17 protein-coding genes are annotated in these 20,937 nt (G+C 40.4%); 5 read left to right on the top strand and 12 right to left on the bottom strand.

Features of this window, described 5'->3' with window-relative positions:
- Positions 1-199 precede the first annotated feature (199 nt).
- From ACERII_RS24265 to ACERII_RS24255, 3 genes are all read left to right on the top strand, one after another.
- Positions 200-979: a hypothetical protein gene (locus ACERII_RS24265; RefSeq protein WP_373645553.1), complete on the top strand. Its 780-nt coding sequence runs from the start codon at positions 200-202 to the stop codon at positions 977-979.
- Positions 980-1,335: 356 nt separating this feature from the next.
- On the top strand, positions 1,336-2,265 hold the full coding sequence (locus ACERII_RS24260) for a hypothetical protein (protein ID WP_373645552.1): 930 nt from the start codon (positions 1,336-1,338) through the stop codon (positions 2,263-2,265).
- A gap of 258 nt (positions 2,266-2,523) precedes the next feature.
- Positions 2,524-2,610: a putative holin-like toxin gene (locus ACERII_RS24255; protein ID WP_373645557.1), complete on the top strand. Its 87-nt coding sequence runs from the start codon at positions 2,524-2,526 to the stop codon at positions 2,608-2,610.
- 379 nt (positions 2,611-2,989) lie between these two features.
- Here the strand turns inward: ACERII_RS24255 and ACERII_RS24250 are convergent, their stop codons facing one another.
- From ACERII_RS24250 to ACERII_RS24225, 6 genes are all read right to left on the bottom strand, one after another.
- Entirely contained in the window at positions 2,990-4,078 is a 1,089-nt protein-coding gene (locus ACERII_RS24250) for a diguanylate cyclase (protein ID WP_373645551.1), read from the bottom strand.
- A gap of 753 nt (positions 4,079-4,831) precedes the next feature.
- A complete protein-coding gene (locus ACERII_RS24245; RefSeq protein WP_483867437.1) occupies positions 4,832-5,848 on the bottom strand; it encodes a hypothetical protein in 1,017 nt (338 codons plus the stop codon).
- A 38-nt stretch (positions 5,849-5,886) separates the two neighbouring features.
- On the bottom strand, positions 5,887-8,337 hold the full coding sequence (locus ACERII_RS24240) for a gamma-glutamyltransferase (RefSeq protein WP_373645549.1): 2,451 nt from the start codon (positions 8,335-8,337) through the stop codon (positions 5,887-5,889).
- A gap of 764 nt (positions 8,338-9,101) precedes the next feature.
- Positions 9,102-9,845: a Na-translocating system protein MpsC family protein gene (locus ACERII_RS24235; protein ID WP_373645548.1), complete on the bottom strand. Its 744-nt coding sequence runs from the start codon at positions 9,843-9,845 to the stop codon at positions 9,102-9,104.
- A gap of 267 nt (positions 9,846-10,112) precedes the next feature.
- The gene (locus ACERII_RS24230) at positions 10,113-11,426 is read right to left on the bottom strand and encodes an ATP-binding protein (protein WP_373645547.1); all 1,314 of its coding nucleotides are present in this window, start codon (positions 11,424-11,426) and stop codon (positions 10,113-10,115) included.
- Between the two features lie 948 nt (positions 11,427-12,374).
- Entirely contained in the window at positions 12,375-13,595 is a 1,221-nt protein-coding gene (locus ACERII_RS24225) for a CapA family protein (protein ID WP_373645546.1), read from the bottom strand.
- A 950-nt stretch (positions 13,596-14,545) separates the two neighbouring features.
- Here ACERII_RS24225 and ACERII_RS24220 point away from each other — a divergent pair.
- Together ACERII_RS24220 and ACERII_RS24215 are read left to right on the top strand one after the other, a co-directional pair.
- Positions 14,546-15,265 (top strand): ROK family protein, encoded by a 720-nt coding sequence (locus ACERII_RS24220; protein WP_373645545.1) that lies wholly within the window; start codon positions 14,546-14,548, stop codon positions 15,263-15,265.
- On the top strand, positions 15,262-15,531 hold the full coding sequence (locus tag ACERII_RS24215) for an ROK family protein (protein WP_373645544.1): 270 nt from the start codon (positions 15,262-15,264) through the stop codon (positions 15,529-15,531). The genes ACERII_RS24220 and ACERII_RS24215 overlap by 4 nt, the downstream gene beginning before the upstream one ends.
- 191 nt (positions 15,532-15,722) lie before the next feature.
- Here ACERII_RS24215 and pgsC read toward each other — a convergent pair whose 3' ends face one another.
- The 6 genes from pgsC to ACERII_RS24185 form a co-directional block, all read right to left on the bottom strand.
- Positions 15,723-16,175 (bottom strand): poly-gamma-glutamate biosynthesis protein PgsC, encoded by a 453-nt coding sequence (pgsC, locus tag ACERII_RS24210; RefSeq protein ID WP_373645543.1) that lies wholly within the window; start codon positions 16,173-16,175, stop codon positions 15,723-15,725.
- A gap of 65 nt (positions 16,176-16,240) precedes the next feature.
- Positions 16,241-17,419 carry a poly-gamma-glutamate synthase PgsB gene (pgsB, locus tag ACERII_RS24205; RefSeq protein WP_373645542.1) on the bottom strand — a complete coding sequence of 393 codons (1,179 nt, stop codon included), beginning with the start codon at positions 17,417-17,419 and terminating at the stop codon, positions 16,241-16,243.
- A 246-nt stretch (positions 17,420-17,665) separates the two neighbouring features.
- Positions 17,666-18,250: a CBO0543 family protein gene (locus ACERII_RS24200; RefSeq protein ID WP_373645541.1), complete on the bottom strand. Its 585-nt coding sequence runs from the start codon at positions 18,248-18,250 to the stop codon at positions 17,666-17,668.
- A 671-nt stretch (positions 18,251-18,921) separates the two neighbouring features.
- Positions 18,922-19,785: an AraC family transcriptional regulator gene (locus ACERII_RS24195; RefSeq protein ID WP_373645540.1), complete on the bottom strand. Its 864-nt coding sequence runs from the start codon at positions 19,783-19,785 to the stop codon at positions 18,922-18,924.
- Between the two features lie 87 nt (positions 19,786-19,872).
- Positions 19,873-20,058 carry a hypothetical protein gene (locus tag ACERII_RS24190; protein WP_373645539.1) on the bottom strand — a complete coding sequence of 62 codons (186 nt, stop codon included), beginning with the start codon at positions 20,056-20,058 and terminating at the stop codon, positions 19,873-19,875.
- 49 nt (positions 20,059-20,107) lie between these two features.
- On the bottom strand, positions 20,108-20,599 hold the full coding sequence (locus ACERII_RS24185; RefSeq protein WP_373645538.1) for a phosphoribosylanthranilate isomerase: 492 nt from the start codon (positions 20,597-20,599) through the stop codon (positions 20,108-20,110).
- Positions 20,600-20,937 lie beyond the last annotated feature (338 nt).

Raw genomic sequence — 20,937 nt, 5'->3', positions numbered from 1 at the left:
ATATTTATGAAGCAAGTAGGATGGTGTATATTTCTGTCTTACGATGATAAAATAGTTTACTACATACGAAACAAGTCTTCCATAAGTTCTGCTCTTACCATTTAGGTAAGGGTATTTTTTTGTAAAGAAAGGTGAAACTTTTCCTAGCTTTCTATCGTTTCACAACTAACTTACACAATTTATTACGAGGTGATATGAAATGAAATATTGGAAAATTGCTATGTTTAGTTTAGTGACTTTTGTTTTCCTAGCAGGATGTGGTACTGGTGATATGGACGAACCTACGGGAGATGCGGGTCGTTCAGGGGATCGGGCGCCTGATAGTGGGGCTTCTGATGCAGATGCAGATTTTGATGCCATTCGTGACGTAGAGGATTTACGACCCTTTTTAACGAAACATGACATTGCACACGGAGATTTTTATTTGGATGGTAATAGGCTTGTGATTAACTTGGTTGATGGAACGGATGAAATAAAAGAGTTCATAGAGGCTCATTGGGAAGTAGCTTATGAGCTTGATTTTGCAGGAGTACAGTTTACCCATGAGGAATTAGAGGGTGCTCAAGAACTTCTAAATGAACACAATTTGTATAAGGAAGCGAATATTTACTCCTCTTGGATTGATGTGATGAAAAATAAGTTATTCATTACTCTCCCTAGTTCTTCCCAGGACAAAGTGGAGGAAATCGAAGAGCTCATTGATCCGGAGATGCTCACCATTGAGATTCAAGATCTCGGAGAAGAACCTGATATCGTTGGTGCCATCGTGAAAATCGATCACGAGCTTGAACGAATCTTAATAGAAAACGAAATTTGGTTTAGCTTTGATGAGTATTCGGAAATTGTGAATCAAGGTGGAGAAGCGTTGGACTTCGATGTGTTTGAAGATGGCATGTCTGTGGAAGCTTGGCACACAGGAGCTGTTCTTCATTCCTACCCAGCCCAGGGAACAGCGAGAAAGATTGTTGTGTTGAATTAATATTCAAGTTGAGGATGGAGAATTAGGGATCCATCCTTTTTTTATTGGATATCAGTTGAGTTCTACGTAACATTTATAAATTCTACGCAACTTAAAATTGATTTAAAGCTAATTTGCTTTTTTCTTTTTGATATATGTGCGGGTTTGTGGAATATATGTGCGGGTTGCGTGAATATATGTGCAGGTTCACGGAATATATGTGCGGATTTCGTAATTATATGTGCGGTTTCAGCAAATTATATGTGCACAACACTTTTTTTGGACGCAAAAAATACCCTCATTTAACATAATGTAATACCTCTTTTTTCATGTATAATCCAAACACTACGAAAAGACACTAACATAGAGGTGAAAAAATGAAAGACACAATATCATGCGTGGATGAGTATATACAAAACATATTAACACCCCAGTTAACACCTTTTCTTGAGGATACCTCCGACATAGAAACAATTGTACATGATGTACACCTTAGGTTGGTAGATGCGATCTCTTTATGGAACGAACAAGAAGTAAGGGATACATTATTTCTCCCTGTAACAGAAGAGGCGATGTACTACAAACCTTACGCGCCCATAGAGATTCGTTGTTTGGTGGTATTATGTATCCGAAACAGCCTTCTAGAAACGTATGCAAGCTATCCTCAGGACGTGATTGAGGACAAACATATACCCCTCTTCACAGGAGAAGCGATCCAATATTTTCGAAACATGGATCTCGGTGTCGCTTCTCACCATCTCTTAGTAAGAGAGAATAACCAATTTCTATTACTAAAGCAGAATTATCCTGTGGCGTGGAACGCTTTGCATCACCTTGCCTTCTCCAAAAAACGGCAAACAAAGTTTCCTCCTGTAGAGAAAGAAGAGCTCATGTTAGAGGAACTGGAAAACGCAGAAGAGTCCACCGAAATTGGCAAGGAAGTAACAAGTGGGATGGATGCAACCATCTCCCCGATCTTAGCTTCTCAATTAAAATCCATTGAACAAGGCGTTCCTTTTTTTGTAGATTCTTTTAAGTATCTCACCAGACATCCAGAAAAACTTTTCCTGGTTTTGGAGTTTCTTCTTCGAAAAAGAAGCATGTTTGTATCGTTTAATTATTTGATCGCAAACGGAGAAGCACATCAACGAACAACCTTGCAACAACCTGCATTTTCTCAACAAGCAGAAGAACAAATAAGAGAAAAATTCTTTAACCACCAAGGTCTTTCCAAACGTCATCAAAAGATTCTCCAATTCGTTTCAACCTATTTCCAAAAGACCTTCCGAAAGAAGCAGAGAACGTAACCACTCGCTGCTTCTTTGGTTACGGAAAGTATTTTTCTTTTTGATTTATGTGCGGGTTCACGGAATTTATGTGCGGGTTTGCGGAATATATGTGCAAGTACAGCAAATTTATGTGCACATATCTTTTTGAGGCAAAATCCCTCTCATTTTTTCTTCTATTCTCAAGCTTTTATGTTCATCAAAATGATATAATTTGTAGTAATAGTTTAGTGAACTCATAGGGGGTTGGTACATCTTCCACGAAGGGAGGTGTTGCCTATGCTGACAACAGCCGAAGCCTTATCTCTGATGATAGGTTTTGGGATACTGATTGTTGCTATATTGTCTTTTCTTGAAAAAAGATAAGCCCCCTATCCAATGAGTTTGAACGGCTCACGGGTGGCTTATCTCTCCCTGGCGCCAATCCCCTTTGAAGGGAACTAGGCTATTACTGACCGTTAGTGTGTCCAGCACTAGCGGTCTTTTTCATGGTATGTGGTTTCTAATTTTATTATACCCTATCTCCGCTGAATTGAAAATCTGTCTCCAGAACAAATACATACGGAGTAATACCTATTTCCTTACTAATTTTTGATGTGCTTATTTTATCATGATTGAAATCAAGTCATATTGATAAAACGTCGATTGCGCTTGCGGTCATCGCCGTAAATCATGTTTAACTCCACTCCCCTTTATTTTTTATGAAAAAAAGAGGGGTTTTCTTAGAAAAATTACATGTATTCCCTTACACCGCACATACTTTGTTTCTTCCTGAACGTTTGGCCCGGTATAAGCAATCATCTGCGAGGTTGATCATTTTAGTCATGTCGCAGATCGTTTCAGGGTAGGAGGCTACGCCTATGGAAACTGTTACTTTCATATTTTTTTCTGAAGATACAGGAAATTCGTGTACTTCTACTGCTTTCCGTATTCGTTCTGCGATCTTAATGGCTCGACGATTTGGGCAATCTAATAAGATAACAGAAAACTCTTCTCCTCCGTTTCTAGAAACAAGATCATGGGATCGAGTGCTGACCTTTAGTATCTTTCCTAGCTCCACTAAAATTTTATCGCCGACTGGATGACCGAACTCATCATTCACTTTTTTAAAGTGGTCAATATCTATGATGAGTAAAGAAAATCTCTCGTGTTTTTCTGCATTCTGAATTAGGGAATTCCATGTAGCATCAAAAGTTCGTACATTGTTTAAGCCAGTAAGAAAATCTGTTGTTGACTCTTTTTCATATTGCAATAGAAGGGCATGAGTTTTCCGAATATAATCAAAGAAGAAAACAGCTGTTAGACCGCCTATAATAGAAATAGTCCAGTATGAAATAAGTAAATCCTTTAATATAACAACATCTCTTACAAGGAATGAAATTATGATGGTAAAAACTACATTTGAGTAAAAAATCATGTATGAACTTTTCTTATATAAGTTTTCATCTAGCTTCTGTACTTTATGAATTAGTATAAATCCTAAAAGTAATAAGATCATCATTACTAATGCAGCGATGGAAGAGATAGTTACACCAAGATAAAACCTCCCAATGATGATAATAATGGCACTAATAATGGCTGGTTTTACTCCTATGAACAGGATAATAAGCATTACAGGTACAAAACGTAAGTCAACGATGGTCTCATTTGTTACTTGTATGGAAAAAACCATTAAGATAAATCCCAATAATCCCCCCGCTACTCCCTCTATAGTAGTGGTAAAGAGATTAGGCAGTTTCTGTTTGATTACCTTCCGCCTTAATTGTAAAAATATAAAAATAAGTGCTATTAACACGCATAGATTGATAAATAAATCGCTAATTAGAGCTATCAAAAAGCAAATCCCCCTACATTTCTATCTATCCCCCAATGTTCCTACTACCTTTTTTATCATTAATAATCTTACACTTCAACAAGAAAATAGTAGAAAAAGCGCTAACATTGTCGAAAACTCGGAAATGTTAACGAAACGTTCTTAAATTGTGTACCCCCAACTCCAGTTCTGTGCAACTATCCTAATTTTCAAACAACTTCAAAGCGGTTTTAGAGCTAATTTGCTTTTTGTTTTTTATTTATGTGCGGGGGTTGGTGCGATTATATGTGCGGGTTTGGGGAATATATGTGCGGGTTGAGCGATTATATGTGCGGATTCCGAGATTATATGTGCGGCTTGCGTGATTATATGTGCGAAATCCATGATTATATGTGCGAAATCCGCATATATATGTGCACTTAACAGTATTTGAGCAACACTCCCTTACGTTTTATGTACCTTCTAACAAAGATCTGCGCAACTAATATGAATTCCCGCAACTTAAAAACGGTTTTAGAGCTAATTTGCTTTTTGTTTTTTATTTATGTGCGGGTTGCGTGATTATATGTGCGAAATCCGAGATTATATGTGCGGGTTGCGCCATTATATGTGCGAATCTCGCCATTATATGTGCGAAATCCATGATTATATGTGCGAATTCCGCATATATATGTGCGAACGACCTGATTCGACATAATTCGCAGAACCCCTATATTAACAAAGACCCCCACAGTTATGTAAAACAACCCGGTTCGAGAACCGAATCCGGGTTTGTTAATAAAACAACTCACTAATCTCTTGTGCTCGGAAGAAATTCCAATCTTGCTGTTCCTGGTCCATGTAGTGGACGTCCACATATTGCATTTGATCCACCAAATTTTGAATATACTCATCGAGATTTTCGCTTCGCTCCGTGTAGCCAAGTCGTTCGTACACCGAATTCTCCACCAAGAGGATTGTATAAAAACGATCCCGAGAGCGATATAACGTTTGTAGAAACTCCCTAGTTACCAACGCAACTTCCCGATACGTGGGATATTCTTCTTCAAAATGCTCCACGATCGTCGTCATGTCGAACAAAACCACATCAGCATCACGAGATCGAATATTCTGAGCCGCCTGTAAATAGATCGGATCAGCTTGCTCCACTTCAACCGGTGTATCTCGGATGTATTGATTATCGTCCGGATTCAGTGGTTGATCTGGGGTACCCTCGACCTGACTTGTATCCGCCGTATTCAGCGAATCTTCCACCGTACTCCCTTGCTCTCCCGGTGTATCCCCGACATGTCGAGAATCCACCCTATTCGATGGCTCGTCCTCGTCCAAAATATCTTCTGCTTCCGCTCCATCCGGGTACACCGGCGCTACTTCCATAGGATTTATAAAAGAAAGATCCACTAGATCATAAGTGTATTGTTCAGAAACATTTTCCACCGCTTCGAACGCCCAGGACGGATGCATTCCATTTAGGAACGTATCCTCATTCATGTCATACGTTTCCACCATCGTAACAGATGGAACGTACACAACACTCAAGTTTTCCCCAGCAATCAAGCGGTGTATAATCTTGCTTCGCAAAGGTCCGTCTAAATGTTCCACTTTCTCCTTCAATTCTGATGAGATGTTGGCGTTGGCGATCCATTCATCTTCGTATGTCACTTCCGCGATGGCACGCATGTCGGCGTTCGTGAACTCCACCTCGTGACGGAAGAAAAGCATAAATAGAAAGACTGCACTGAAAAAGATGAATGGAAACAGCTTGCCAACAATTCTTTTTCTGTTTTTCATGCATCTGCCTACCCTTCATCGGATGGCGCACTGAAAAATCAGCTGTCACCATCGTATTCGGCGCGATCCCACTTCCCACCACGACGGGGGTCGGCATTCCCATCAATTACACCTTCTCTAACATTGTGGATGAGGGCCTGAATCCCTCCAAAGTACATATCTGTATGTTCGATTCTCGTTCGAAAACCACGATCCTGTAACGCTTGCCGCAGCAAATCGTACTGCTCCATGTTTTGAAAACGCTGCTCCAGCCTGATCTCAAAGTCCTGAAGCCCCTCATTGAAATCATACTGGAACCGGAGCATCTCGACCGCATCATCAAATTCCATATCCTGCAAACCATGATAAACCAGCGCTTGAGCGATCATATTCGGAATCCGCGCGCCCCCTGGAGACCCAACACCGATGATTTCCCCAACGTGCCCCTCAGTTTCCTGAATCAAAATCGTCGGTGACATAAAACTCCGCGGTCTACGCCCTGGCCTCGGCTCATTAATGGAACCCTCCGTTTGGCTAAAGTTACTAAGCTGATCGTTCAAGAAAAAGCCCTTAAAATACTCTCCCGAACCGAAAAAGTTACTCAACGTATGCGTTGCTGAAACCATTCTCCCATCTTTATCCACAATGACAAAGTGAGTCGTATTGTTATGCTCATTCAACTCTGATTCCGCATCAAAGTATGGGGATGCCGTACTCTCATTTTCCCCAACTTCCGCCATAGTAACTATCTCTTTTTTTGGAAAAACGGTAGACGATTGTCTGAAAAACGGGCGCTGCTTTTCGCTCATCTTCCCATCCCCCCAAGCAAAGCGGGTCTTTTTCGCTGCTTTTTTCTTATCCTTATCCCGTGCATGTGTACCTTCTTCCAAGTCAAAATCTTCCTTTGACTCGTGGTTGTGCAAAGTCTGACTTCCTCCCTCTGAGCTCTGGTTGAGAAAAGTCTGACTTCCTCCCTCAATGTCATCCGTTCCAGAACTAGGGTTCAGAAAAGCCTGCGTTCCATCTTCCAAGTCAATGCCTTCCTCCGAACCAGGAAGGAGTTCATCTCGGATTCGTTCAAGCTCTCGCTCCCACTCTTCCACCAACGTTTTCGCATACTCACGAGTATAAATTTCGTTCATCTTCTCGCGCGCCAACTCCGACGTGTTCGGATCGCCAATATCGGACAGCCGCTTTCGATACGTGCGATCGTTAATCCCAACTAAACTCTCCATAAAATCAATGTACATGGCGATATCCTGCTCCGTCCAGTTAGCACCGAATTGTGGTTGCTCATTTTCTTCGGTTTCTTCACTTTGTATTGCTCGTTGCTCAAAATTGTAAATATCAAGCCCCATCTCTTCGGCCATATGTAGGGCTTGTACTAGTACCGCGCCCCCTAACGGCGGTGGCGCAGAGTAGACCGTGTAGCCTTGATACTCTCCTGTAGGAATATTGTCTTCCTCCCAAATGGAGTAATTATTAAAATCCTCTATGGCGAGCACCGGGTATCGATTGGACATATCTGGTCCCATTACCTCATGGAAATATCGCTCGGGCCCTACATCACGAATCTGTTCTAACGTCTGCGCGAGCTCCTCTTGTATGAGAGTGTCGCCTGTACGGATAAAGTCATTATTTGGAAAAAAATGTGGAATTGATGCATGATAAATTCTGTTTTGCGCATAAAAGAAACGATCGGTCAAATAATCGTCCACTTCAAATCCGTTGCGGGCAATCTCGATGGACGGTTCAATAAGAGTCGCAATATCCATAGTTCCATACTTCTCGTGAAGATGTGCCATTCCTTTCAGAAAACCAGGCACGCCGAAATCACGCATTTGGTTGCTGTTAATGTCATATTCCGTAATTTCTTCTAGCTGTTCGATTTCTTCTTGCTCCTCTTGTATGTCGGCCGGAGTCTGCTCGTCCTCTTTCTCCCGATTCTCACTTTGCGTTGCTTCCGGCTCCTCGTCTTCGGAGCCTTCCATTGGGTTCGGCTCAGTCTCCGCTGCCTGATCCGCTTCTTCTTCTGATTCGATAGTTGGATCTTGCTCCAGTTGGGTGGGTGGCTCTGTTTGCTCTGCTTCCGAAGCTCTGATTTGTCTTCTTTCATTTACCATCGATGATGTTACCAAATTCAGTGGTGCGGTCTCGCGATAATCTACATACTGTACTTTGTTTTCCGAGTCGAGGTTTGGATCATAGATAAGCATGGATCCTCCGCCACCAATCCCTGATCCGTACGGTTCTACTACTCCGAGCATGAAGGATACAGCAATGGCTGCGTCGATAGCATTTCCACCTTGCTCCATCACCCACATTCCGATGTCCACTGCATCCTCGTGCGCGGCGCTTACTGCATAAGCGTTTTCCGATTGAAGCGGCGGGAGTGCTTCTCTCCGTACCTGCTCCTCCTCCCGCTCCGGACTAACCTCAAACCAAGCACCTACGATAAAAACTATGATGAGTGGAATACCAATTAAATTCGTCAACCGACGCATCCACATACAGACTCACATCCTTTCTGGTAGGGGTTATGTATTAAAAAGGGGGGTTGGGTAATTAAAGGGTTGTACGTTTTTAGCTTGTTTTAGTGATAATTTTGCTTTTTTTAAGATGTATTACTCATTTTTGTATGGTTTCTCTCGGTTTTTGGGCGATCTTCACCATGTTCAGAGCTTAATTTGCTTTTTTTAGGTGTGTGCGCACTTTTATGTGCGGGTTATGCGATTATATGTGCGAAATTCATGAATATATGTGCGGGTTGCGCGATTATATGTGCGGAATTGGCAATTATATGTGCGAATTCCTCGATTATATGTGCGAACTTCCCCAATATATGTGCGAAACTCCCGATTATATGTGCACTTCCTCTTCCTACCCTGCACACTGTACCCCCACCATGTACTGTCCTTCCTAAAAAAGCTAAATTTGTTTGTTTTTTAAGGAACGGATAATATATGTGCGGGGTGCGCGAATATATGTGCGGAATTGGCAATTATATGTGCGATTTCCCCAATATATGTGCGAAACTCCCAACTATATGTGCGAACCTTCCAACTATATGTGCGAACTCCCCCAACATATGTGCGAACCTCCCCAATGTACATCACTTTTTAGTATGTACAGTCATGCTTGGAAATATAAAAAACCAGAAATATAAGAAATTTTCTTATATCTCTGGTTCAAATAATTAAATAGTATTATTAACAAAATCGGATTTTTACTTTTGAAGAATCCTCCAAATTTCCCCAACCAAAACTCAAAATCCTTACTGCAAATAAAAATAGATTGAGTTGCGATCATACTTATAATCCCACGTCATAAACAGACCTAACACTTCACGATCAAAAACTTCTTCAAAGACCGATTTTCTCTTTATAAAGCTTTCTTTAATTCCTCTCGAATGCTCATGCAACAAATCGTAATACTCCTTTTCATACAGAACTTTCTCGATTTGCAACATCATCCCCTCACAATCGACAGCATATATATTCTGATTAAGCCTAGTCACCTCGAGATGGTCGGGAGCCTTATTCACATTGGAACCCACATAATTAATTGCATCCGAAAGCTTCGTTCTCAACGTTTCATTCCGCATCATTTTTCCAAGCTCATTATCACTATTCTCAAAAATTATCAAGCCAGTATTATTACCATAGTCCCAATCGCTATGGTTCAAAGTAAAGGATACTCCCAATACATCTTCCGCTTCGAGCCTAAAGTCATTTATCACCTTCGCAACCACCGCGTTACGAAAACTATAGGCAAGACTTACTTGATTCGACTCTATCATCACTACTTCCGAAGGGGTAGTGAAGTTTTTGATATACACCGTTAACCTGCTAGACTGGTTTGTAACAAAACACGCCTCAGGTCCTTTTCCGAACGTTCGCTTTAGCATCTTGCTCAAGGTACTACTCAGTTGGAGGAGATCCTTTTGATGTGAATCTGTAGTTACATTCAGTTTATTTCCCTCCTGTTTTCGTTGATGACGCCCTGTTAAAGTTGCCATCTACTTCTCGTAAACTCGCTCACTGAGATACGAAGAAGCTAGTTTATGCCCGACGCTGCTGCTTAACCTGATTTCTCATATATACAAAAAGACCTATCTCCCATTTTATTGTGAGATAGGCCATGGATAGACTACTATTATATGTAATTTCTCCCATTTACCACAATTTATATTCCAATGTTGTTTAAAAGCTATTCTTGTAGAGTTTTACCAACGCCAGTAAACGTGAGTCCACCTCATCATAACACCGGCTTATCTATATAACAACTACTGTATATGTAACCTCCGATTTCCAGTGGTAATCATCGGTTCATTTACAGCATCAGAATTTGGTAACGAGATAATAAACGTGGTACCTTTATCAACCTGACTACTAACCTTTATTTTCCCGCCAACTGATTCAACAATGTTATACACTACCATCATCCCGATACCAGTTCCTTTATCTCCTTTTGATGAAAAATAAGGTTCTCCTAGTCTCTGAAGTTGTTCTTCCGACATACCGATTCCTGTATCCCTAATGGTTATGTTTGTGGTGCTTCCATTACTCTCAACTAAAATCGATAACATACCCCCATTGGGCATAGCTTCGATGGCATTTTTAAACAAATTAATTATTGCCTGTTGTAGTTTCTGCTTATTCGATAATACGGAAAAAGGCACCGAATTAAACCAAATTTCTACTTTATTTGCAATCGCTAAAGGACGAATAACTTCTATGGAATTAGTAAGTAAGTTCTCCCCATCTATTACCGTCCATTCATCCTTGGAAGGTTTTGTAAATGAAAGGTATTCGGTAATAATGTTTTCTGCGTGATCCAACTCATTTATTGAGATGGAAACATACTTATCTACATCTTCCCTCTTCACATCCGAAGATTTCATTAGTTGGAGAAACCCCTTCACCGTCGTGATCGGATTACGAATTTCATGTGTAAAACTAGAGGCTACATGGTTTACAATATCCATCTTCTCTAAGTGGATCACATGATTTATTAGACTCTTTACTTTGATTAATGACTCACTTAACATAACAAAAAAAGTGATAGCAACTACGTGAATTAAAATGAAACTGACTAGTAAGCTAGGAGACAGTTCTTGATTACCACTTAACCCTCTTGCCAAAAGAGTTGGCAAAGGGGATATCACGCCCACTACAACACTAAACAAGATTCGGTTCCGAGAAGAAAGACGGAGAAACCATCGTGATATAAGTCCGATAATTATCCCATGAAATATTGCAACAAGAATAGCGAGGTACATTACCTCCCCACCCCAGGGAATACGGTACGCAATTAGGACCGTCGTTAGAATCATACTAACTTGCCACCCACCATATAAACCAGCAATCGCAATCGGAACCAAACGCAAATCCATAAAAGATCCATCGGAAAAATGAATGGGAAATGTAATACACAGGATTATTGCTAATGCGGAAAAAAATAGGAGACTTTTTCTATTTAAATGTGCGAACTCACGCTTTCTGATGGCGAGAAAAAGAAAGAAAAAAGAACAAACAAATATGGAAGAAAAGTTGAAAACCAAGTCCTTAATTATATCCACTCTACCCGCAACCTTCATATTGGATTGTTTTTATAAAAACAGAAAAGCCAAATAAGAGTAGTACATACACTACATCTTACTTGGCTTAAAACTCTAGCATATATCTAGAAGAACTTTACCAGTTCATTCACTTGTTACAATTACTCGATTACTAATCAAAATTAGGCATATTATTCCTAATAACATTTATAAGATATATCAAATCTTATTTTTTTTCAACAATTGGAGAGAAGTTGGTTTGATTTATATAGGATGGACCTACAAAATCATGTTGATCTAGTTCATTGTGTGTGATTCTCTTGTTATTTTGTGCTAGTCTATCAGGTTTTCTCTGCGTTCATCTCGATTTGAATGCGTACGAACTAATGATCTTTCTTCTATTCCCGATTTCAGTAAGGTCCAAACCTATTTTTGTTGGATCTTCTCCATTTTTGTACGTCTTTCTACTTAGTTCTACGCAACTTAAAAGGGTTCAAAGCTAATTTGCTTTTTCATTTGTTTATTTATGTGCGGGTTCGTGGATTATATGTGCGGGTCTGGCTGATATATGTGCGAATTTCGTGAATATATGTGCGAACTTAGCAATTATATGTGCGAATCCAGTAATTATATGTGCACATTCCATTTTTTGCGGCATACTTTCCCTTTTTATGCACCATTTCTCACGTAGTTCGGAACCATTACAAAGTTTTTGTACACTTCTAACATAGTTCTGTGCAACTTTATTGAGTTGTCCGTTTCTTAAAAGGGTCTAAAGCTAATTTGCTTTTTAATTTTTTTATTTATGTGCGGGTTCGTGGATTATATGTGCGGGTCTGGCTGATATATGTGCGAATTTCGTGAATATATGTGCGAACTTAGCAATTATATGTGCGAATCCAGTAATTATATGTGCACATTCCATTTTTTGCGGTAACATTTAAAATTACAAAGTCCGGTTCAACTTCTTGAACCGGGTCTTTGCTCTTATCTCGCTTCAAGGGAGTCCAGAATTTCTTTCAGGACTGTCTCGTCTTGAGGAGTGGGTGCTTGAAGGACGCGTTCGTGATTCAGATTGAACTTTACTTTCCCTTCCACTTCCTGCCAGAGTGATTTGTCCAAGTTTTTCGTAAGCATGCGTGTAATTGATGCTTGTCGGTAGCCCCAGGTGTTGACGGGGCGTGGTTGGCCTTCGCGGATGACGAAGGGTACGAGTTCGACTTCGGCGCGGCCGTCTTCGTATAGGTTGTACTGTGCTAGGGCGGTTTGTTTGGTTCGGGTCCAGCCTTGGTCGAATATGAAGTTGCCGAGGCTGTAGAATATGACGGTGTCGTTGTACACTTCCACTGGTGCTAGCACGTGTGGGTAGTGGCCGATGATGATGTCGGCGCCGGCGTGTGACATGGCGTGGGCGAGTTGTTGTTGGCGTTCGCTCACGTGGGAGTCGTATGGTTCTCCCCAGTGGACGTGGACGACGACGAGTTCTGCGTTTGTTGCTGCGTTGACGATGGACCGGATGGCGAGATCGGGTGGGTCCAATGGTACGACGCCTGGGCGAAAGGTTGTTGCTGCTGAGTTTGCGGCCCAGATGTCGGTGATGCCGATGGTTGCGACGGTCATGCCGTTGTCGTGTTCATAGTAGACGGCGTTGTCGGTGTCTTCGCGGTCCATCATGGTTCCTGCTGCGGCGATTTGGGCGTCATTGGCGAAAAAACTCATGGTGTCTCTGAGTCCCAGGTAGCCGTAGTCGTATATGTTGTTGTTTGCGATGGACACAGACTTGAAGTTGCGCTCTTTGAGTGCGTGTACGGAATCTGGTTTCGCCGAGAAGGTGATTTGTTTGTCCTCGGCGGGTGTTCGTTGGGATTCCTCGGATATGATTGGGTGCTTGAAGCTTCCGGTTGCGAAGTCGGATGCTTGGAAATATGGGTCGGTGTATTTGAATAGGAAGTCGTATCCTTTTCGATTTGTGACGTTTTCGATGTAGCGTCCGAACATCATGTCGCCGACGAATGTGGCGGTGATGACGGCGTCTTCTTCTTTTTCCACGACTGGCACTGGTTTCGTGATGTCTACCCAGAGTGGTGCGCTCACGAGGATTGTGCCTAGCACGATGGCTAGGATCGTTGTGTGTTTTGTTAAGAGATTTTTTTGTTGTTTTGACCAGCGTAGCAAGTTTTCTTGGTATGTAAATCGGCGTTGTACCATGCTGAGCGGTCTCCTTTTTTTGAGTTGGTTAGGTTTTACTTAAAAATCGGTTGGGTAATTGGTGTTTTTGATTTTGAACAGGGTTACTGTTCCGTAATTCCGCGCAACTTCGGAGCGTTTTTCTAAGAGTGCTACCGTATATGTGCGGGTTGCGCGATTTTATGTGCGGGTTCATGTAATATATGTGCGGGTTGCGCGAATATATGTGCGATCTCCAGATTTTATCTGCGAACTCCTGTTTATATACGCAATTTCACTTTCAGTCCTCAAATAATGTACTCTCCCCATGTACCGTCCTCTTTTAAAAAACAAAATTTGTTTATTTTTTAAGGAAGGAAAATATATGTGCGGGTTGCGAGATTTTATGTGCGAATTTCTGAATATATGTGCGGGTTGCGCATATATATGTGCGAAATCCCACAATATATGTGCGAAATTCAAATTATATGTGCGATCTCCAGATTTTATCTGCGAACTCCCGTTTATATACGCAATTTCACTTTCAGTCCTCAAATAATGTACTCTCACCATGTACCGTCCTCTTTAAAAAAACAAAATTTGTTTATTTTTTAAGGAAGGAAAATATATGTGCGGGTTGAGCGATTTTATGTGCGAATTTCTGAATATATGTGCGGGTTGAGCAAATATATGTGCGAATTTCTACAATATATGTGCGAAATTCAAATTATATATGCGAACTCCACAATATATGTCCGATTTCCACCATTGATTTCTCACTATAAAAAAATTTACACCGTCATGATCCAAACTATAATATATCGCTACGATTAGGATTAATTTGTGTAGGATATAGGTGGAATATGCATAGATTGTTTCCGAATCATATGTTACCCTCTAACTTAATTAATTAATTTAATTAAGTTAGAGGGTAACATATGTTGTTTGTAGAATAATGTAATTATATTTTTCATTAGGAGGTAATTAGAATTATGGAGGAATACATCATTGGGATAGACCTTGGCGGTACGAATATTAAGGGTGCTATCTTTAATTCAAAATTTCAAACAATAAAAGAAACAAGTGTATTAACCGAAGCATCAATAGGACCAGATCATGTTTTGAACCGTATGAAAAGAATGATAGAAGATTTATTATGTCAGGCAGAAATATCAATAAATTCTATCTATTGTATGGGAATGGGGATTCCTGGTCTGTTAGATCCGCACAAAGGAATTTCTATTTTTTCTCCTAATTTTCCTGGATGGGAAAATATACATATTGTTGATACCATGGAAGAGTATTTTGGGTTCCCTGTATTTATTGATAATGATGTTAGGGTAAATCTCTACGGGGAATGGACATTTGGTGCTGGATTAGGATATAAGGATATAGTACTAATTACCTTAGGTACAGGGTTAGGATCTGGCATCGTGAGTGATGGTAAAGTAGTTTTTGGTAAAACATACAGTGCGGGAGAAATCGGACATATGAATATGTATCGTAATGGGCGCCCATGTAGGTGTGGTAGTTCTGGTTGTTTAGGAAGGTATGTATCAGCTTTAGGTATGACAAATACTTTTAAAGAAAAGTTAGAAGAGGGTAGAACAAGTATTATAGAGAAATGGATCAATAACAATCTTGATGAAATAGAAGCCAATATGATTTCAAAAGCATATGACCTAGGAGACCCATTAGCTGTTGAAGTATGAAGGAAACAGGAAAACTATTAGGATTTGGACTTACTAACGTAATTAACTTGTTGAATCCAGAAATAGTGATTATTGGTGGTGGGATGTCTGCAGCCGGTGATAGATTGTTGAATCCTGTACGAAACATAGTAAAAAGACATACACTTAAACTTTCTGAACAAGCATGTATAATAAGAAAAGCGAAACTTGGTAGTAAAGCTGGAATGATTGGTGCTGCTTCCTATGCATTTGAAAAGTTGCATCCTAATAAGTCCTCAGTGACATAACCAAACATCCCTCTTAAGGATGCATATGTCCACAATAAAATGTACCAAGTAGATTTTGATCAATCGAAAACAAGATAAAAGCACATCCTCCATTCATGAAAAAGAGGGTGTGCTTCTCTCTTTTTATGCGTAGCTTTGCACATTTTATTCTCGTGGTTCACACATTAATGAAACCAAGCAAATCTTCCCCCCTAAAAAAAGAAGTAATACAACGTCATGATCCCGAAAGTTAACCCGCTGAGGACCATGGTGCTCGTGATCGTGATGAGAACTCCTTGTTTTTGAAAGGAGTTGGCAATGAGTCCAGGAACGATTACCCCGATCCCCCGCAGCTCGTAGATCTCGAACGGCATGATGGGGTAAAAGTAGTCAAAGCCGAGCTTCATCACAACGCCAGTTAGTAGTATTGCCGCGAATTTGCGGCGCCCGTACAATATCGTAAAACGAGATATCACTTTGACCACCAGCAAATAAATCAGGCAGCTAATAAAGAAGATGGACATGATGAAAAACGGTTGATCGTATATGAGTGCCAGGTAGCCAGGAACGATGATGCCCCCTGGGAGTACCCCTGCTTTTTCTGCGTAAAGTAGACTGATGACGACGCCTACAACGAGGGTGATATATAAATCGGATCCAAACATGTGGGCGACCTCCTTGCTGCGAGATTTGTTGAAAAATAGTTAAACGATCGTTTGTTTAAATTTTTTTACGAGATCTTTTCTTCTTCTTTTTCTTCAAAAATATCGATCAAGGTTTCTGCAGTTCCGTGGATGTTTCCGATACCGAACATAACATCTCCGTTCACGCGCTGTCGAAGGATATCCGCTACTTCCGTCGCCTTCTTCCCTTCCAAATTGAGAAGTTCACTTGCTTGTATTTTTCTATTTTTATAAGCAGTAACGATAGGGATCGTAACTTCTCCGATCAAGACAAGAATGCCAATTTCCATTTTCGGAAGAACATCGCGGGCGAATTGCTCCGTTCTGTCCACTCTATCTGCGCGGCAATTCATGATCACAATCGGTTGATCCCCTGGATACCCGAGCTGCTGCACTCGATTCCAGATTGCCAGCGTGGAGTGTGCATCATTTGCTGCGAAAGCATTGACGAACGGTGATGATAAATTGTTGTGTTTAATATCTGTTACTCTTAATGCACCTGGGTCCGGATGTGCGTGAAGCATTCCTTGCAATGCAACTTCTTCGTCAATGTCGAGAGCTTCTGCAACGGCTAGCGCAAGCGACGCGTTTTCCGGAAAAATAATGTATGGGAACTGTCGTAAATATTCTTCTTTAATCTTTTCGTTGTCCGCGACGATGACCTTTGTGTTTCGCTCCTTCGCTTTCTCTATGTAATAGTCGGTGTAATCGGACTTGTTCACGATGAGATGTCCGTTATACGGAATGGTCGCCACGAATGCGCGAGCAACATCGTCGAGAGTTGGACCGAGTACGTCCATGTGATCTTCCAGCACGTTGACGATGACACCAATGTTTGCTTGAAGGAGCTTTTCCTGAAACGTAATTTGGTAATCTGGGTTTACCGCCATGCATTCACTTACGAGAGCGTCGACGCCTAGCTTCGCAGTTTGACTAACTACTCTTTTTTGTTCTTTTATATTAGGTCCTTCTGGATCACGAATGATGGGTTCCTCTTTCGGAGTGTTCCAATAAATCATTCGGGCAGAAGTTCCCGTTGTTTTTCCAACAGTCTTATAGCCTGCTTCCGTTAAGATTCCGGTGATTAGGCGCGTTACGGTTGATTTCCCGCGAACTCCGTTAATATTCACGCGGATCGGTATTTTGTTCACATGTTTTTGATGAATTCTCCACTCTGCGATCCCAAGTAGGAGCACAAAGAGAGAAAAGAAGGGGATTAAAAACATGGTAGGCCTCCTAGAAGTAAGCATATTAGGATTAATTTGTGTAGGAAGTGGGAGGAATATGCATGGAGTTGGCGGGGAAATAGATTTGACGGGTAGTTTTCGTGGGAGAATGAGTCGATTTCCATGTTTTCTGTTGCCTTCAACCCGTTTTTTGTGCGTCATGTTCTTAATCAATCTCCATTACCTGATAGATAGAGAACAGAATAACCTACCATATATCATGCCGGGTAAGTTATCCTTGTAGATCTATCCTTTACGTGATTTTTCTAGTCGTATTACCTTAGTTATCGTCCACTTCATCCATACGCCTAAGATGAAATAAATTGGAAAGGAGTAAGTGTATTTCCAATGATATATTTCGTAAATCCCTAGCCAATTGGTAATCGGTTCTAACACGAATGCAAAGATAGCAGAAGTGATGACAAGTACAATCGAGTATGTTTTCCACGAATGAAAGTATTGATAAATAATCATATAAATGATGGGAATGTGAATCTTGTGAATTTCTAATATGGGAGGTATGAGTGGGATTAGCTTGTCAGGATAAGACCATAGGACAAGTGTAATCCCAATCGTATCTAAGACAAACACGATTGTTCCTATTAAAAGTCCAAATGTCATAATTTCTAGCAGCCTTGATTTGTCTAAAACAATTAGCCATATTACAAAAGTTGCAATTGTGGTGATTAACAGGAACCACCAATTAAAGCTAAATAAAGTATCATAAAGCCAATAATCAATTACCATATCTCTTATTTCGATGCGTAAATCGATTATTTCGTTCCAAGATGGCTTATTTGATGTAGCTGATAATTGAAAAAGTGATGGCATTAATTTCCCTCCAATTAGAGAAAGTAAAATTTTATGAAAATGAGGATTAAGTTCGGGTTTATTATTAGCAACTATTGCAAAAATATCATGCTCGGATACTGGCACTGCAGAATATATGTGCGGGGTTGCGCGATATATGTGCGGGTTGCGGGAATATATGTGCGAATCTCACACTTTTATGTGCGAGTTCCGGAATTATATGTGCGAAATCCTGATTATATGTGCGAATCGCCAACTTATATGTGCACTTTCCGAATCAGGATAGGAGAACTGCTCTCTACCTTGTTCGTGGTATACGATTTTTCATGATTTTGGACAAAGATCCATGATTTCCACCTTTCCCTTGTTTCCTCACCCTGTACCGTCCTTCCTTAAAAAACAAAATTTGCTTTTTTTAAGGTTCTGAAAAATATATGTGCGAGGTTGCGCGATATATGTGCGAATTCAAGCAATATATGTGCGAAATCCTGATTATATGTGCGAATCGCCAACTTATATGTGCGATCCCCCATAAAATGAGTATTGTTTACTGTTCGGAAAACTTTACTTGGAATATACCTCCACATAAGAAAAAATGGCTGAGTTCTGTGAACTGAGCCATTAACAATTTTCCAACGTACCTTGAATTCAGTTTTCCCAAAAAAAGAAATTCATCTTTCAAAGAAAAAATTCTACTGTTTCTTCTTCACTGGTATCCATATTTCACAAAAACACTCTGGCGAAAAGTTTTCTGAATATAATTCAAAGTCTGTGTCGTCTAACATTTCATATTCTGAACCTGGAAGGAACTCCTTAAAGATTCTATTCCAAGTTTCCGCAATGCAATCTGGGTTCTCGCCTATGCATGTAAATGCCAACCATAGAGTTGGTTTGACTTCCCATTCCGTGTATCCATCAGGAATAGGACCCCCTGCGGATTTCACTCCGATACCGTAATCAAAATGGGTGCTTTCCTTGGATATGGGCGCACAAAGTCCGTACATATCACTGTTGACCGCATGCTGCTTTAATGTAGCAAACGTTCCGTCATTACATGCGTCCTTCCAAAAATCAGCTATTTCGTTTGTTCCCGCCTCAGAAATAATCTCGTTTCGAAACTTCTTCACCTTCGCCAATACTGTATACGCTTCGCTCTTTTCTATTCTGTAGTCCAACCGAATTCCACCTTCCAATTTGATTTTTATGAGGAGTGGATTAAAGGATTGCAATTGGACTCCTGCACGTCTAGCTAGATTTGGCGTAATACCGTGGAACCTTGAGAATGCTTTTGTAAAACTTTCTGGGGAATCATATCCATATTTGAGAGCTACATCGATTACCTTTACATCTGACACGGATATTTCTTGCCCGGCCATAGATAATCTTCTGTTCCTGATATACTCATTCGCTGTCATCCCCGTCACCATACTAAATGTGCGATGAAAATGATACCTAGATATGTGAAGATGGTTCGCCACATCCTCATAGGTAATCGGCTCTAAAATATTGTCTTCCATATAGTTGATAGCCGTCTGCAGGTTTTTAATTATATCCATTTCTCCACCTCCCATGATCAAATTGTACTAATTCGGCTCTGCTCCTTCCTGTCATGCCTTGCTTTGTTTTGTCTTTACGGTGGCGCTTTAACTGATAAACACATAATAAATTACTCCCGCTACGGCGAACAAAGGAATGATACAAACGAGACTTCTTTTCACAATTTTGAAGTGAGAACGAAATCCTTGCCCTTTGTCCTCATAAGTCGCTACTTCCATTGCTAACCAGATGATTGTAGCAATCCCGAATCCAATACCGATAACCCAGGCCATTCCGGACACCTCCTTTATTTCTTTGTGGAAAACTAGAGTGTTACATTTGTTAAATCGACTTAAGATACTCTATTTTTTTAAGATCTTTACTATTATTTTTGTCTGCTCGATAACTATCCTGTGATGAAGACTCGTACACACGTAAATATTGTTGTGGCGTTAATAAGTAATATTTTACGCCTCCCTGTTCATGTAAATTTAAGTCTTGTAGATGTACACCTGCGAAGGATGGTAAAGTATCCATTATGCCGAACTCAACGGAGAGCCCATCTTTTAAAAATTCATGTTCATGCAAATCAATTAATCTATATTCCATGGAAGTCATGATGTTTACAATGTCCTCCCAATTATGTATCGATAAGTCAGGCGGAACTTCCCAACCTCTTTTATCACCTGGTACATGAATATCTAAGTCTTGCGAATCCCAACTCTCCTCTGTAACAATTTCTAAGCCAACCGACCCCATAAGCAACGGAATAATGTTGATCTCATTTAATCTTTTCGCTATTTTTAGAAACTCATTGAATTTTTGATTACCCATTGGTTTCACCCTTTTCTATTAAACTCTATATTTAACTTGAGTAACTAATTTTTGTATAATTTTCCATTACACCTCCTAAAATTATAACATATCTATGGTCTTCCCTCATTCTGTGTTCCCCGATCCTGTACCGTCCTTCCTTAAAAAAACAAAATTTGCTTTTTTTAACTTTCTGCGAAGTTTATGTGCGAGTTTGCGCGATATATGTGCGGGTTGGGCGATTATATGTTCGAATTCAAGCAATATATGTGCGAAATTCTGATTATATGTGCGGATCGCGCAAATATATGTGCACTTTACGAATCAGGATAGGAGAAGTGCTATCTACCTTGTTCGTA

The organism is Evansella sp. AB-rgal1, assembly GCF_041820985.1.
GTDB lineage: Bacteria > Bacillota > Bacilli > Bacillales > Salisediminibacteriaceae > Evansella.
This window is presented reverse-complemented; position numbering and strand designations above follow the sequence as displayed.

Coding starts and splice junctions, on each gene's coding strand:
- ACERII_RS24265 (WP_373645553.1), top strand. CDS start 200: ATGAAATATTGGAAAATTGCTATGTTTAGTTTAGTGACTTTTGTTTTC.
- ACERII_RS24260 (WP_373645552.1), top strand. CDS start 1,336: ATGAAAGACACAATATCATGCGTGGATGAGTATATACAAAACATATTA.
- ACERII_RS24255 (WP_373645557.1), top strand. CDS start 2,524: ATGCTGACAACAGCCGAAGCCTTATCTCTGATGATAGGTTTTGGGATA.
- ACERII_RS24245 (WP_483867437.1), bottom strand. CDS start 5,848: ATGAAAAACAGAAAAAGAATTGTTGGCAAGCTGTTTCCATTCATCTTT.
- ACERII_RS24240 (WP_373645549.1), bottom strand. CDS start 8,337: ATGTGGATGCGTCGGTTGACGAATTTAATTGGTATTCCACTCATCATA.
- ACERII_RS24235 (WP_373645548.1), bottom strand. CDS start 9,845: ATGGCAACTTTAACAGGGCGTCATCAACGAAAACAGGAGGGAAATAAA.
- ACERII_RS24230 (WP_373645547.1), bottom strand. CDS start 11,426: ATGAAGGTTGCGGGTAGAGTGGATATAATTAAGGACTTGGTTTTCAAC.
- ACERII_RS24225 (WP_373645546.1), bottom strand. CDS start 13,595: ATGGTACAACGCCGATTTACATACCAAGAAAACTTGCTACGCTGGTCA.
- ACERII_RS24220 (WP_373645545.1), top strand. CDS start 14,546: ATGGAGGAATACATCATTGGGATAGACCTTGGCGGTACGAATATTAAG.
- ACERII_RS24215 (WP_373645544.1), top strand. CDS start 15,262: ATGAAGGAAACAGGAAAACTATTAGGATTTGGACTTACTAACGTAATT.
- pgsC (WP_373645543.1), bottom strand. CDS start 16,175: ATGTTTGGATCCGATTTATATATCACCCTCGTTGTAGGCGTCGTCATC.
- pgsB (WP_373645542.1), bottom strand. CDS start 17,419: ATGTTTTTAATCCCCTTCTTTTCTCTCTTTGTGCTCCTACTTGGGATC.
- ACERII_RS24200 (WP_373645541.1), bottom strand. CDS start 18,250: ATGCCATCACTTTTTCAATTATCAGCTACATCAAATAAGCCATCTTGG.
- ACERII_RS24195 (WP_373645540.1), bottom strand. CDS start 19,785: ATGGATATAATTAAAAACCTGCAGACGGCTATCAACTATATGGAAGAC.
- ACERII_RS24190 (WP_373645539.1), bottom strand. CDS start 20,058: ATGGCCTGGGTTATCGGTATTGGATTCGGGATTGCTACAATCATCTGG.
- ACERII_RS24185 (WP_373645538.1), bottom strand. CDS start 20,599: ATGGGTAATCAAAAATTCAATGAGTTTCTAAAAATAGCGAAAAGATTA.